This is a genomic window from Kitasatospora arboriphila (assembly GCF_039528095.1).
Classification (GTDB): Bacteria; Actinomycetota; Actinomycetes; order Streptomycetales; family Streptomycetaceae; genus Kitasatospora; species Kitasatospora arboriphila.
In genome coordinates this window covers 59,433-73,791 of the sequence record NZ_BAAALD010000002.1, presented here as the reverse complement: position 1 = coordinate 73,791, position 14,359 = coordinate 59,433, and the positions used below count along the sequence as shown (strand labels likewise).

Below are 14,359 nucleotides of genomic sequence, written 5' to 3'. Positions count from 1 at the left end.
GCAGGGCCCGCAAGCGGCTGCAGGAAACACCGAAGCAGGGCGGGCCGATGGGCGCCCGCCCTGCTTCGTTTGCGCAATCGTTACGGGTTGACGGTGATCTTGAAGGTGGACGTGGTGTTCTGGATGTCCTTGAAGTTGCCGCTCATGGTGAGGTTGTTGAAGACCGCCTCACCCACCGCCGGGCCCTGGCCCGCCTCGGGCATCTCGTTGGCCCAGACGCCGTAGCCGGACTTGGCGTCGAAGGCGTCGCCGCTCTTCTTGGCGCCGGTGATCGAGACGTTGGTGAAGACGGTGTCCTTCACCGGGTTCTCCGGCTGGCTGCCGGTGTACTTGGTCTGGAACATGATGCCGCTGTAGGTCGGGTCGACGATGTCGACGTCGCTCACGCGGATGCCCTGGAAGACCTTGGAGGCCGAGAAGACCCAGATCGCCGGGAAGACCTGCTGGCCCCAGAAGTGGCCGCCGGACCGGACGATCGTCATGTTCTGCAGGTTCGTCGTGGGCGAGGCGCCGAAGCCGTTCATCGGGTAGCCGAAGTCCAGCGACGAGATGGTCACGCCGGAGTAGCAGAGGGTGTCCGCGATGTAGATGTTGCGGAAGGTGTTGGCGTAGCCGCCGTACACCGCGATGCCCGCCGCACGCCAGGTCAGGATGGTGGTGAGGTTCTCGAAGACGTTGTTCTTCTCGTCGGCGCCGCCGGCGTCGATGGCGGAGAACAGCGCGAAGGAGTCGTCACCGGTGGCCCGCGCCTCGTTGTTCGAGATGAGGTTGTCGGTGGAGCCGTTGGTCATGTTGATGCCGTCGGCGAAGGTGTCGCGGATCCGCGAGTTGGTGATCCGCATGCTGTCGGTGTTGGCACCCCAGTACATGCAGACCATGTGCTCGGTCCAGATGTTGTCGATCGTGATGTTCGCGACGTTGGAGAAGTCGAACACCTTGCCGGGGCCGTCGATCCGCGAGGTGTAGTTGCCGAAGTACGCGAAGCCCGAGAAGGTCGAACCGTTCGCGGTGGCCTCGGCGCGGAAGCCGACGTCGGTGTTGCTCTGCGAGGCGGGCGCGTAGAACCGGGTGAACCAGGGGCCTGCGCCGACGACCTTGACCGCCTTGCCGTAGACCTGGAGCTTGTTGGCGGTCTGGTAGTCGCCCGCGGGCAGGTAGACGCCGACGTAGGTGCCGGTGGTGTCCATCCGGACCTTGTCCAGGGCGTTCTGCACGTCCTGGTGGGTGAAGCCGGTCGGGACGACGTACTTCGCCGGGTCCGGGTTGGCGATCTGGGTGGCCTGCTCCAGGCTCACGAAGTCGATCGCGTACTGGCTGGTGTTGGCCGGGTCCTTCTGCAGCTTGATCTTGTGACCGGCCGGCACGGTGGTGCCGAGCAGCAGGTTGGCCTCGTCGTAGACGTGCCGCTGCCCGCCGGAGCCGGGCGAGTTGCCGGGCGCGGTCTCGCTGCCGTACAGCCAGGCGTACTTGGACGTCAGGTCGATCGCCTTGAGGAAGGTGCCGTCGACGTAGACGTTCAGCGTGGCGTTGGTGCCGTCGCCGCTCGCACTGTCCGGGATCGAGAAGCGGGTGACCAGCGTGTTGGTGGCCGCCTTGGTGGTGAACTCCACCGAGGAGCCGGTCGAGTTGAGCGTCACGGCCTTGCGGCCGGAGGCCTCGCCGGCCAGGTCGCCGATGGTGCGGTTCGGGCCGACCACGGCCGCCCCGCCGCCCAGCACGCCGTCCTCGGCCTCGTAGGTGTCGAAGGGCATGTTGGCGCCGCGGCCGATGTACAGGCCCTGGCTGCTGGTGTTGTTGGCCTGCTTGACCGGCAGCTCGTTGGCGTCGGTGGCGATGACCGTCTTCACCGTGTACTTGCCGTTGACGGCCGTCCAGCTGCCCAGCGACACCGGGGAGGTGGTGGCGCCGGGGGCGATCGCGCCGCTGTAGGAGCCGGTCAGCGTCTTGACGGCGTTGCCTTGGGCGTCGAGCACGGTCAGGGTGATCCCGTGGGCGCCGGAGGCGGCCGCCGAGGTGCCCTGGTTCTTGATCGCCACGGTGAAGTTGACCGCGTTGCCGGCCGCCGGGTTGGACGGCGACCAGGAGACCGGCGCGGCCACCAGGTCGGAGCTGGCCACCTGGTTGACCACCAGGTCGCTCGCCGCCGTCCAGGTGTTGTTGGTCTCGTCCTGCTCGATGACGGCGTTGGACTCGTCGACCTTGGCGGTGAGCTGGTAGCTGCCCGAGTTCTGCGCCGGGACGCTCACGTTGACGGTGCTGGAGGCACCCGCGGCGAGCGCGCCGACCTGGGCGGTGCCGACCTTGGTGGAGCCCAGGTACAGGTTGACCGAGGTGGCGGCGGAGGCGGCGTTGCCCTGGTTCTTCACCGTGGTGGCGAGGGTCAGGGCGTCGGTCTCGACCGGGCTGGCCGGGGAGACGGTGGTGCCGGTGACGGTCAGGTCCGGGTTGGGGGCGGGCACGCCGACCACCTGGAACTCGGCGACCTGGCCGGCGCTGGAGCCGGTGTTGCTGGTGATCTTCAGCTGGACGTCGGCGACCCGGGCGCCGACCGGGATGGTCACCGTGTTGCCGGAGGCCGGGTCGAAGCCGTACGGCTTCGCGGCGACCAGGGTGGTGAAGGTCGAGCTGTTCTGCTCGCGGCCCAGCACCTCGATGGTCTGGGTGCGGGCGCCCCAGGCCGAGGCCGGGTTGAGCTTGAGCACCACCTGCTGGGTGTCGGCGTTCGAACCCAGTGCCACGGTGAGGGTGTTGGGGTAGCTGCCGCCCGCGCCCTCCCAGTAGCTGGTGACGTCGTTGTCGTTGGCGTTGGTCGCCACGAAGGAGTAGACGGAGGAGTTGGCCGTGATCGGCTTGCCCGCCGCCAGGTTGGTGCCGTTGCCGCCGGTCTGGCCGGTGCGGATCACCGTGTTGCTGGAGTCGGACTGGTTGCCCGCCGCGTCCTTGGCCTTGACGTAGTAGGAGACGGTCGCGGTGTCCGGCTGGCTGTCGGTGTAGGTGAGCACCGAGCCGCCGACGCTGGCCTTCAGCGAGCCGTTGGCGTACACGTCGTAGCCGCTGACGCCCACGTTGTCGGAGGAGGCCGTCCAGGTCAGCTTGATCTGGCCGGAGCCGGGCTGGGTGTAGGCCAGGCCGCCGGGCGCGCTGGGCGCCTGGGTGTCGCCGCTCTGGCCGGTGCGGGTGACGGTGTTGCTGGCCGCGGACTGGTTGCCCGCCGCGTCCTTCGCCTTGACGTAGTACGAGACGGTCGCGCTGTCCGGGCGGCTGTCGGTGTAGGTCAGCACGTTCCCGGCCACGCTGGTCAGCAACTCGCCGTTGGCGTAGACGTCGTAGCCGGTGACGCCCACGTTGTCGGTGGCCGCGTTCCAGGTCAGCTTGATCTGGCCGGAGGCCGGCTGGGTGTACGCCAGGCTGCCGGGCGCGCCGGGCGCCTGGGTGTCGCCGCTGCTCGGGCCGTACACCTCGAACTCGGAGAGCTGGGCGGCCGGCCAGGCGCTGTTGGCGGTGAACGAGAGGCGCACGTACCGGGTGGTGGTCGTGCTCAGGTTGATCGTCGCGCTGTTCCCGGTGGCCGGGTTGAAGGTGTAGGCGGCGGAGGCGACCAGGTCGGTGAAGTTGCTGCCGTCGGTGGAGCCCTGGGCCTTCAGCGTCTCACTGCGGGTCTCCCAGCCGGAGGGCAGCCGCAGCACCAGCTTGTTGACCGGCACGGCGGAGCCGAGGTCGGCCTGGTACCACTGCGGGAAGGCGTTGTTGGCGCTCTCCCAGTAGGTGCCGGTGTTGCCGTCGGCCGCGTTGTTCGCCGTGTAGGCGCCGTTGGCGCTGCTGGCGGTGGCCGAGCGGACGAGGTTGCCGGAGGCGCTGGTCGAGCCGTACACCTCCAGCTCGGAGATCTGGGCGGCCGGCCAGCCGGTGTTCGCGGTGACGCTCACCCGCACGAAACGGGTGGTCGTGGAGGCGAAGTTCAGCCGGACGGTGTTGCCGGCGCCCGGGTCGAAGGACTGGGCGGCGGAGCCGAGGACGGTGGAGAAGTTCGAGCCGTCGGTGGAGCCCAGCAGGGTCAGCGTCTCGTCCCGGGATCCCCAGCCCGCCGGCAGCTTCAGCACCACCTGGTCGATCGCGGCGGGGCTGCCCAGGTCGACCTGGACCCACTGCGGCAGCGCGTTGTTGGCCGACTCCCAGTAGGTCTCCTGGCTGCCGTCGTTGACGTTGCCGACCACCTGGACACCGGTGGAACTGCTGGCGGTCACGGTCTTGCCGGCCGCGAGGTTCGGACCGCCGGCGGCGTGGGCCGGTACGACCGGCCCGATCACCATCAGCAGCAGTCCGGTCGCGACCGTCGCGGCGCCGAGCCGCGGCAGTGTGCGGTTGGATCTCATTGCGTCCCTCTGTCTCGGATGTCATGGCGTGCGCGGCGTGGCGGCCCCCGGCTCCGCCGCGAGCACCCCTCGGGGTGCGCCGGGGCATGCCCCGGGTCGGACCGCCGGGTGTGCGGCGGCCCGAGGTCTGTGGTGGGTCCGTCCTCCCCGCGGCGGTGCGCGGGCGCCGGTGTTCCGGCCGGACGGGCGCTACTGGGCGAAGACCTGCAGCGCGGAGAGCTGCCCGGCCGGCCAGCCGGTGTTGCCGGTGAACTGCAGCCGGAGGTACCGGGTCTGCACGGCGGCGGGCAGGGTGAGCCCGGCGGTGTTGCCGGTGGCCGGGTCGAAGCGGTACCCGGCGGCGCCGGCCAGGGTGGTGAAGGCGGTGCCGTCGGTGGAGCCGAGCACGGCGACCGTCTGGGTGCGGGCGGCCCACGCCGGGGCGGGCGGCACCGCGAGGACCAGGCGCCGGACGGGGTACACCGTCTGCAGGTCGACCTGGATCCACTGCGGGAGGGCGTTGTTGGCGCTCTCCCAGTACGAGTCGGAGTCGCCGTCGACGGCGTTGCCGCTGCCGTAGACCTGGGTGTGGCTGCTCTCGGCGGTCGGCCGGCGCAGTGCGAGGTCCCCGGCGGGCGGCGGCGGGGTGGTGCCGCCGGTGGTGGGCGGGGTGGGCCGGACGGGGGTCAGGGCGAGCTGCCCCTTGAGCATCCGGCCGCCGTCGGCGGTGAGCCTCAGGTAGTAGTCGGAGGAGCAGGCGGTGCCGTCCTCGTCGAGGGCGAGCAGGCCGGAGCCGGCGGGCAGCATCGCAGCGCTCTCCGCCGTCTTGGCGATCTGGTTGCCCTCGTTGAACTCGTCGAACATGGAGATGTACAGGCCCTGCGCGCCGAGCCGGACGGTGTTGTAGAACTGCCGCCACATGAAGTCGCCGTGCGCGCGCTGGCGTTCGGAGACGTCACCGGGCAGCACGCACGGCTGGTAGTCGATGCCGCGGGCGTTGCAGTCGGCCTGGTCGCCCTGCTGCACGTTCGTGAGGAACCGATCGGCGTCGGCGGTGGTGCCGATCCGGCCGACCATCCACGGCGAGATCATGTGGAAGGCGTGGTAGACGTCCAGGTAGCCGGGCCGGGAATCGTTGACACCGGTGCGCCAGTACGTCGGCACCCCGCCCGTCACGTAGCAGCCGCGGGCCCGGAACCAGGTGACGACGTCCAGACAGGCGGCCGGGCTCCAGGGGTGGTTGGCGTCGGCGAAGCCGAACCCCCAGATCCCGACCACCGGCATGCCGTTCTGCCGGGCGTAGGCGGTCGAGGCGGTGTGCCGCGACATCCGGTCCGTCCAGTCGGCCTTGATCTCCTCCTGCATCGACGTCCAGCCGCTGACGTCGTACATCACGTAGAACTTCCGGTCGTTGGCCTCCGCGGCGCTGCGCACCTTCGCGGTCACGGCGTCGCGGGTGGCGCCCTCGCCGCCGTTGGGGTCGAACCGCTGGAGGGCGGCGGTGTCGCAGCCGTACTCGCGCATCCAGCGGAAGTGCGTGTCGACGGTCTGCTGGTCGTAGGAGGAGAACAGCACGGCGGGGGTGCCGTCGCCGAGCGGGCCGTAGGCCGTGCGGTGGCCGGCGGTGTACTCGCGCATGTCCGGCCAGGCCCGCAGGGCGTTGTTGCCGGGGGACGGCGCGTGCGACCAGTCCTGGGACCAGTGCCACCAGCCGTTGATCGGGGCGCCGTCCCCGGGGCAGGCGAACCAGCCCTGGTAGCCGACGGTGATCCTGCCGACGACGTCCCCGGGCGGGCTGCCGGCCGCGCGGGCGGACGCGGCCGGCAGCAGTCCGGCCGTCGAGGCGGCGGCTGCCGTCAGGAGGAGCGAGCGGCGCGAGATTCCCATGGGGTCCTGCCTTCGTGGGGGGAAGTTGCAGAAGGAATCGCGAATCTGACGTTGATCTGTTTGAGTTTTGCGCGATGGCAGCCAAGAGTTACAGAGGTGCTACAGGCATGTCAACGGATCGCACCGCATGCGGGCACACGAAAAGGGCGGGCACCGAAGTGCCCGCCCTTGGTCCGACGGTCCGTCAGGGGATGGGTTGCAAGGATTCCTCCCGGGTCGTCAACCCCGGTCGCGCATCGGGGCGGTGGACCCCCGGACCACCAGCTCCGGCTCGAAGAGCAGCTCGTCGTGGGTCACCTTCACCCCGGCGATCTCACCCACCAGCAGCTCGACGGCCGCCCGCCCCATCGCCTCGATGGGCTGGCGCACCGTGGTCAGCGGCGGGTCGGTGCACATCATGAACGAGGAGTCGTCGTACCCGATCACCGACACGTCGCCGGGCACCGACAGGCCCGCCCGGCGCACCGCGCGGACGGCCCCGAGCGCCAGCGGGTCGCTCGCGCAGACCACGCCGGTGACGCCCTGGCGCAGCAGCCGGGTGGTCGCCGCCTGGCCGCCCTCCAGGCTGAACAGGGCCTGCTCCACGTGCTCGTCCGGCAGGTCGACACCGGCCCTGGCCAGCGCCGCACGGGCCGCGCCGAGCTTGCGCTGCGAGGGCACGTGGTCGGCCGGGCCCAGCACCAGGCCGATCTTGCGGTGGCCCAACTGGTGCAGGTGGCCGACGGCCTGCTCGACGGCGACCGCGTCGTCACAGGACACCCGGGGGAAGTCCAGGTCCTCGATGGCGGCGTTGAGCAGCACCGTCGGCAGGCTGCGCTCGGCGAGCCGGTCGTAGTGCTCGTGCGGGGCGTCGCCCTGGGCGTACAGGCCGCCGAAGAACACGATGCCGGACACCTGCTGCTCCAGCAGCAGGTCCACGTAGTCCGCCTCGGAGACGCCGCCCGCGGTCTGGGTGCAGAGCACCGGCGTGAAGCCCTGGCCGGCCAGCGCACCGCTGACGACCTCGGCGAACGCGGGGAAGATCGGGTTCTGCAGCTCCGGCAGGACCAGGCCGACCAGCCGGGCCCGCTCGCCGCGCAGCTGGGTGGGGCGCTCGTAGCCGAGCACGTCGAGCGCGGTCAGCACCGCGGCCCGGGTCGCCTCGGAGACGCCGGGCTTCTCGTTCAGCACCCGGCTGACGGTCGCCTCGCTCACCCCGACCTTCTTCGCCACTTCGGCAAGTCGTCGTGTCATGGCTGCGAGTGTACGGCAAAAAACGCAAACGGCTTGCGTGAATTTGCAGAGCTTGTCGCGCTCGCGTTCCGCATGCGAATGACTACCATGCGTGACGGCACGTCATCCGGCGCCGCCCTCGCCGCCCTTCGGATCCCCCGCAGGCCCTCCCGCAGGCCCTCCCCCGCAGGCTTCCCTCCCCCGCAGAACCGGAGTACCCCCGTGCACCCCCGACTGCTCACCGCCCTCGCCGCCGCTCCCCTGCTCCTGCTGCCCGCCGCGGCCCCGGCCAGCGCCGCCCCGGCCGCCCGCTACGCGGCGCTCGGCGACTCCTACGCCGCCGGGGTGGGCGCGGGGGCCTACGACCCGGTGAGCGCCGGCTGCCGCCGCTCCACCCGCTCCTACCCGGAGCTCTGGCGGGCCGCGAACGGGCCGGCCGACTTCCTCTTCGCCGCCTGCAACGGCGCCGCCACCGCCGACGTGGAGCGCGACCAGGTCCCGCGGGTGCCCGCCGACACCACCCTCGTCACCCTCACCGTGGGCGGCAACGACCTGGGCTTCGGCGACGCCGTCGTCGCCTGCCTGCAGCCGCTCACCACCGACGCGCACTGCGACGCCGCCCTGGACGAGTCCGAGCGCCGGCTGCGCGAGGAGCTCCCGGGCCGCCTCGACACGCTGTACCGCGCCCTGGACGCCAAGGCCCCCGCGGCCCGCGTGGTCGTCACCGGCTACCCCCACCTGCTCGGCACCGCCGCGACCTGCCTGATCGGCACCGAGGCCCGCCGGGCCCGCTTCAACGCCCTCACCGACGCGCTGGACGACCTGATCGAGCGTCAGTCCGCCAAGCAGGGCTTCCGCTTCGCCGACGTCCGGGCGGGCTTCGACGGACACGGAGCGTGCCGGGGCGGCCCGGACGAGTGGATCCACCCGATCACCCTGCCGCTCTGGGAGTCGTACCACCCGAAGGCCGCCGGGCAGTCCGGCGGCTACCTGCCGAGCGTGTCGGACGCCGCGCTCGGATAGGCTTCCCACTCCGGCCTGGGAAGGCATCAAAGCCCGTAGGCTGGGCAGGTAGGGACCGTGGAACGGGGCGTTCCACGCGAGGTTCGACAGGCCGGCAGCCGGCCACCGGTCCACGGACCGGGAGGGGGGCGGCACCGGTCGACGGAGGGAGACGCTGGGTGATCGAGCTGGAGGACGTTCCCGAGTTGATCGACCCGGTGATGATCTGCGCCTTCGAGGGCTGGAACGACGCCGGCGACGCCGCCTCGGCCGCCGTCGGACACCTGGACGAGACCTGGGGCGGCAAGGTGTTCGCGGCACTCGACGCCGAGGACTACTACGACTTCCAGGTCAACCGCCCCACCATCTGGCTGGACGGCGGCGTGCGCCGGATCACCTGGCCGACCACCCGCCTCTCGGTGGTCCGGGTGAACGAGCCGAAGACCCGGGACCTCGTGCTGGTCCGCGGCATCGAGCCCAGCATGCGCTGGCGCTCCTACTGCAACGAGCTGCTCGGCTTCGCCCACGAGCTGGGCGTCGAGCTGGTGGTCATCCTCGGCGCCCTGCTCGGGGACACCCCGCACAGCCGCCCCGTCCCGGTCAGCGGCGTCACCTCGGACGCGGCGCTCGCCCGCACGCTCGACCTGGAGGAGAGCAAGTACGAGGGGCCGACCGGCATCGTCGGCGTCCTGCAGGAGGCCTGCGCGCACGCCGGGGTGCCGGCCGTGACGCTCTGGGCCGCGGTGCCGCACTACGTGGCGCAGCCGCCCAACCCCAAGGCCACCCTGGCGCTGATCAACAAGCTGGAGGACCTGCTCGACCTGCGGATCCCGCCGGGCGAACTGGCCGAGGACTCCCGCGCCTGGCAGCTCGGGGTGGACCAGCTGGCCGCCGAGGACAGCGAGGTCGCCGAGTACGTGCAGCAGCTGGAGGAGGCCCAGGACACCGCCGAACTGCCGGAGGCGTCCGGCGACGCCATCGCCCGCGAGTTCGAGCGGTACCTGCGGCGGCGCGAGAACCTCGGCCCCACCGGCGAGAAGCCCGTCGCCGGCCACGCCACCGAGTCCAAGCCCGACAAGGACGAGGACGACAAGGCGGACGACGACCCCGACGACAAGCCCGGCACCGACGAGTAGGGGCAACCGCCAGGGGCACCCCCAAGGGGCGCGGAGAACTGCGCAACCCGGGTACGGCTCCGCGCACGATTCACGTCAACGCGAAGAAGGGGCGCGGGGAACTTCACGGCCGTCCGTTCTCGGACTGCACAGTTCCACGCGCCCCTTTCGGGCCTGCCCCGACTAGAGCGCCACGCCCAGGAGCGCGTCCACCGCGCGGGAGACCAGCCCCGGCGCCCCGATGTCCTTGCCGCCGTCGGCGGCCTGCGCGGCGGCCCAGCGGTCCACCGCCTCCAGCGCACCCGGCGCGTCCAGGTCCTCCGCGAGGGCGGCCCGCATCTCGGCGAGCATCCCCTCCGCCGGGGGCCCGTCCGGCCGGGAGACGGCGGCGCGCCAGAGGGCGAGCCGCTTCTCGGCCTGGGCGAGGTCCTGCTCGGTCCACTCCCAGTCGCTGCGGTAGTGGTGGGCGAGCAGGGCGAGCCTGATCGCCGCCGGGTCGACGCCCTCGCGCCGCAGCTTGGAGACGAACACCAGGTTGCCGCGGGACTTGGACATCTTGTGCCCGTCCAGCGCGACCATGCCGGCGTGCACGTACGCCCGGGCGTAGGGGTGCTCGCCGCTGGCGACCTGCGCGTGGGCGGCGCCCATCTCGTGGTGCGGGAAGGAGAGGTCGCTGCCGCCGCCCTGGATGTCGAAGGACATGCCGAGGTACTTCAGGGCGATGGCGACGCACTCGATGTGCCAGCCGGGCCGGCCGTGGCCGAGCTCGGTGTCCCAGGCGGGTTCGCCGGGGCGGGCGGAGAGCCAGAGCAGGGCGTCCAGCGGGTGCTTCTTGCCGGGGCGCTGGGGGTCGCCGCCGCGTTCGGCGAAGACCGGCAGCATGGCGTCCCGGCCGAGGCCGGAGACCTCGCCGAAGTGCGGGTCGGCGTCGACGGAGAAGTAGATGTCGCCGTCGAGTTCGTAGGCGGCGCCGGTGGCGAGTAGTTGCTTGACGAGCGGGACGATCCACGGGATCGACTCGACGGCGCCGACGTAGTGGGCGGGCGGGAGCATCCGCAGGGCGGTCATGTCCTCGCGGAAGAGGGCGGTCTCGCGGGCGGCGAGCTCCGTCCAGTCCTGGCCGGTGGCGACGGCACGCTCGAGCAGCGGGTCGTCGACGTCGGTGACGTTCTGGACGTAGAGGACGTCGTGGCCGGCGTCCTTCCAGACCCGCTGCACCAGGTCGAAGGTGTTGTAGGTGGCGGCGTGGCCCAGGTGGGTGGCGTCGTACGGGGTGATGCCGCAGACGTACAGGCGGGCGGTCGGGCCCTCGGGCACGATCTCGCGGACACTGCTCGTGGCGGTGTCGAAGACACGGAGGGGAAGCCCCTGACCAGGCAGGGCGGGAACCTCGGAGGCGGGCCAGGCATGCATGGTTCCGACTCTAACCGGGCGATCATTTGAAAGGCTAACCAGTGTTCGGGATCGGCCGGAATCCTCCCCCTCCGCTTGCCGTGCCTCAGAGCGGCGGCCAGGGGATCGAGGGCCAGTGCGGGGAGGGCAGCGGGTGTCGTCCGGCCTTGAGCAGGGCGTCGATCCGGTGGGCCGCGGCCTCCAGCTCGGCCGGGGTCAGGTGCGGCCGCAGCCGCTCCCCCAGGGCTCCGGGCAGTTCGGCGGCGAGCCGGCCGAGCACCTCGACGGCCTCCGCGGTGAGCGGCTGTTCGGCCCAGCCCCAGAGCAGGGTGCGGAGCTTGTTCTCGGTGTTGAAGGTCACGCCGTGGTCGATGCCGTAGATCCGCCCGTCGGCGGCGGGTATCCAGTGGCCGCCCTTGCGGTCGGCGTTGTTGATCACGGCGTCGAGGACGGCGAGCCGGCGCAGCCGTTCGTCGTCGCGGTGGACGAGCAGGGCGGTGCGGCCGCCCTCGACCTCGGCGCGGACGATCGGCAGCCAGCCCTCGTCCGGTCCGGCCGGGTCCTGGAGGTCGAGCAGTTCGGGTGCCCCGGGGTCGGGTTCGACCCAGAGCTGCACCATGCCGGGGCCGGCCGGGCCGTCCCGCAGCACGGTGGGCGGGACGAGCGCCCAGCCGGTGGCGGCGGAGAGCTCGTACGCGGCGGTCTCGCGGCCGGCGAGGGTGCCGTCCGGGAAGTCCCAGAGCGGCCGTTCGCCGGCCACCGGCTTGTAGACGCAGGGGGCGGTGGTGCCGTCCAGGGTCACCGTGCAGTACAGCACCGCGTTGGAGGCGTCGGTGAGGCGGCCGTGCACGACGAGTTCGCCGGCGCCGAGCAGGGCCAGGGCCGCGGGCGCGTCGGCCGCGAGCGCCGCGCTGATGGCCGGGTCGGTGCCCGGGAGGGCGTCCGCGCTCAGCGCCGGTATCCGTTCGCGCGCGGGCACAGGTGGCCCTCCGGGTCGAGGGGCAGGTTGCAGAACGGGCAGGGCCTGCGGCCCGCCGCGACCAGGTCGAGGGCGCGCTTGGCGAAGACCCGGGCCATCGCGCCGGTGAGCCTGACCCGCAGCATGTCGGGGCCGTTCTCGTCGTCCTCGTAGAGGGCGTTCTCGTCCTCCTCGGCGTCCTCCACCAGGGCCTGGGCCTCGACGACGAGCCGTTCGTCGACGCTGTCCCAGGCGAGTGCCATGGTGCCGACCCGGAACTCCTGTTCCAGCGGCAGGTCGAGCGGCGCACTGTCGAGCAGTTCGGTGGGGGCGACGGCGGGGATCGCGGACGAGCCGCCGCTGCGCCGCAGCGCCTCGTCGAGGACCTCCTCGACGCGTTCGGCGAGCGCGGCCACCTGGGCCTTCTCGAGCAGCACACTGGTGATCCGGCCCCGGGCGCTGGCCTGCAGGTAGAACGCCCGGGATCCGGGCTGGCCGACGGTGCCGGCCACGAACCGCTCTGGCTGGTCGTAGAAGAAGACCTGACGGGGCACTCTCTCGCTCCGGATCGGGATCGGACGGGGGCTCATCGGCCACCCTACGACGTGCGCCGCACGGACGCGGCGACCGGTTGGCTCAGCTCGTCCCGCCGACCACGGCGTCGCCGCCGGGCACCTGGGCGGGCTGCTGCTTCGGGGCGAGTCCGGCGAGGCCGCCGGTGTCGCCGAGGCGCAACAGGAAGGGGCGGTGCGGGGTGTAGCGGATCGCGGTGACCGAGCAGGGCTCGACGGAGATCCGCTGGAACTGGTCGAGGTGCAGGCCGAGCGCGTCGGCGACCACGGCCTTGATCACGTCGCCGTGGGTGCAGGCGAGCCAGAGGGCGTCCTCGCCGTGCTCGGCGGCGACCTTCGCGTCCCACTCGCGGACGGCGTCGACGGTGCGGTGGCTGAGGTCGCGCAGCGACTCCCCGCCGGGGAAGACGGCGGCGGAGGCGTGGTCCTGCACGGTGCGCCAGAGCGGCTCCTTGGCGAGCTCGTGCAGCGGGCGGCCCGTCCAGTCGCCGTACTTGCACTCCCCGAGCCGCTCGTCGACGGCGGCGGCGGCGAGTTCGGGGCGGGCGGCGAGCAGCGGGGCGACGGTCTGCCGGCAGCGCTCCAGCGGGCTGGTGACGGCGTGCGCCAGCGGCAGCCCGGAGAGCCGTCCGACCAGGCCGGCGGCCTGCTCGCGGCCGGTGTCGTCGAGTTCCACGCCGGGCGTCCAGCCGGCCAGGACGCCGGCGGTGTTGGCGGTCGATCGGCCGTGGCGGACGAGCAGCAGCGTGGGCATGCGGACTAGCCTACGGCCTGGGGTGCCGGGTGGGGCACGGGTGCCCATCGGGTGTGCGTTCAAGGGATGTGATGACCGTTCGGGCCCCGGCACGGGAGAATGCCCGCATGATCGTCGATTGCGCCACGTACCGGGACGGCCGCCGGGTGGAGGGCCCCGCGGACTTCTCGGACGCGCTGGACGCCGTACGGGCGGCCGGTGACGGCTTCCTCTGGATCGGGCTGTACGAGCCGACGCCGGAGGAACTGGACCTGGTCTCCTCCGAGTTCTCGCTGCACCCGCTCGCGGTGGAGGACGCCCTGACGGCGGCGCACCAGCGCCCCAAGATGGAGGTCTACCCGGACGCGCTGCTCACCGTGGTCAAGACCCTGGGCTACCGGGGGTCGGACCGGACGGTGGAGACCGGCGAGGTGCTCGTGTTCGTCGGCGACTGCTTCGCGATCACCGTGCGGCACGGGAAGGCCAGCCCGCTGGGCGCGATGCGCAAGGAGCTGGAGGACCGGCAGGACCTGCTGCGGCTGGGCCCGGCGGCGGTGCTGTACGCGGTCTGCGACCTGGTGGTGGACAGCTACCTCGACCTCTCCGCGACGCTGCTGTCCGACCTGGACGAGCTGGAGGCGGACGTGTTCGCCCCGGGGCGGACGCGCGGTGCCGCCGAGCGGATCTACGCCTTCAAGCGGCAGGTGGTGGCCTTCCGGCGGGCGAGCGCACCGCTGCTGGAGCCGGCCACCCGGCTGGTGCGCGGCGGCGTGCCGTTCGTCCCGGACGCCCTGCAGCCCTACCTGCGGGACGTGCTCGACCACCTGACCCGGACCACCGAGCAGGTCGAGGCGCTGGACCGGCTGCTCTCGGACATCCTGAACGCCAACCTGGCCCAGGTCAGCGTGCAGCAGAACGACGACATGCGGAAGATCTCGGCCTGGGCCGCACTGGCGGCGGTGCCGACGATGATCGCGGGCATCTACGGGATGAACTTCCGGTACATGCCCGAGCTGCACCAGCCCTGGGGCTACCCGGCGGCACTGGCCCTGATGGCCCTGGTCTGCCTGGTGCTGCACCGCCTGTTCAAACGGGCCGGCTGGCTCTGACCTTCCAAGGGCACTCGGAAGGCCACC

10 protein-coding genes are annotated in these 14,359 nt (G+C 71.9%); 3 read left to right on the top strand and 7 right to left on the bottom strand.

All coding sequences use genetic code 11. The features are described from left to right. Positions 1–80: 80 nt before the first annotated feature. From ABD353_RS01470 to ABD353_RS01460, 3 genes are all read right to left on the bottom strand, one after another. On the bottom strand, positions 81–4,373 hold the full coding sequence (locus ABD353_RS01470) for a discoidin domain-containing protein (protein ID WP_344621576.1): 4,293 nt from the start codon (positions 4,371–4,373) through the stop codon (positions 81–83). A 189-nt stretch (positions 4,374–4,562) separates the two neighbouring features. After that, on the bottom strand, positions 4,563–6,239 hold the full coding sequence (locus ABD353_RS01465; RefSeq protein ID WP_344621575.1) for a glycoside hydrolase family 99 protein: 1,677 nt from the start codon (positions 6,237–6,239) through the stop codon (positions 4,563–4,565). A gap of 219 nt (positions 6,240–6,458) precedes the next feature. After that, positions 6,459–7,472 (bottom strand): LacI family DNA-binding transcriptional regulator, encoded by a 1,014-nt coding sequence (locus tag ABD353_RS01460; protein WP_344621574.1) that lies wholly within the window; start codon positions 7,470–7,472, stop codon positions 6,459–6,461. A 201-nt stretch (positions 7,473–7,673) separates the two neighbouring features. On the opposite strand from ABD353_RS01460, the gene ABD353_RS01455 reads away from it, so the two are divergent. Further along, on the top strand, positions 7,674–8,474 hold the full coding sequence (locus tag ABD353_RS01455; RefSeq protein WP_344621573.1) for an SGNH/GDSL hydrolase family protein: 801 nt from the start codon (positions 7,674–7,676) through the stop codon (positions 8,472–8,474). A gap of 158 nt (positions 8,475–8,632) precedes the next feature. Beyond that, a complete protein-coding gene (locus ABD353_RS01450) occupies positions 8,633–9,589 on the top strand; it encodes a PAC2 family protein (RefSeq protein ID WP_344621572.1) in 957 nt (318 codons plus the stop codon). Positions 9,590–9,751: 162 nt separating this feature from the next. Here the strand turns inward: ABD353_RS01450 and mshC are convergent, their stop codons facing one another. From mshC to ABD353_RS01430, 4 genes are all read right to left on the bottom strand, one after another. Then, on the bottom strand, positions 9,752–10,981 hold the full coding sequence (mshC, locus tag ABD353_RS01445; protein WP_344621571.1) for a cysteine--1-D-myo-inosityl 2-amino-2-deoxy-alpha-D-glucopyranoside ligase: 1,230 nt from the start codon (positions 10,979–10,981) through the stop codon (positions 9,752–9,754). Between the two features lie 85 nt (positions 10,982–11,066). Beyond that, positions 11,067–11,939, bottom strand: a complete 873-nt coding sequence (locus ABD353_RS01440) for an SCO1664 family protein (protein WP_425555051.1) — start codon at positions 11,937–11,939, stop codon at positions 11,067–11,069. Next, complete coding sequence (locus ABD353_RS01435) at positions 11,909–12,472, bottom strand: DUF3090 domain-containing protein (RefSeq protein WP_344621570.1); 564 nt, start codon at positions 12,470–12,472, stop codon at positions 11,909–11,911. Before ABD353_RS01435 ends, ABD353_RS01440 begins: the two co-directional genes overlap by 31 nt. Positions 12,473–12,554: 82 nt before the next feature. Further along, positions 12,555–13,244: a histidine phosphatase family protein gene (locus ABD353_RS01430; RefSeq protein WP_344621569.1), complete on the bottom strand. Its 690-nt coding sequence runs from the start codon at positions 13,242–13,244 to the stop codon at positions 12,555–12,557. Positions 13,245–13,351: 107 nt separating this feature from the next. Here ABD353_RS01430 and ABD353_RS01425 point away from each other — a divergent pair, with 107 nt between their 5' ends. Continuing rightward, positions 13,352–14,332: a magnesium and cobalt transport protein CorA gene (locus tag ABD353_RS01425; protein ID WP_344621568.1), complete on the top strand. Its 981-nt coding sequence runs from the start codon at positions 13,352–13,354 to the stop codon at positions 14,330–14,332. Positions 14,333–14,359 lie beyond the last annotated feature (27 nt).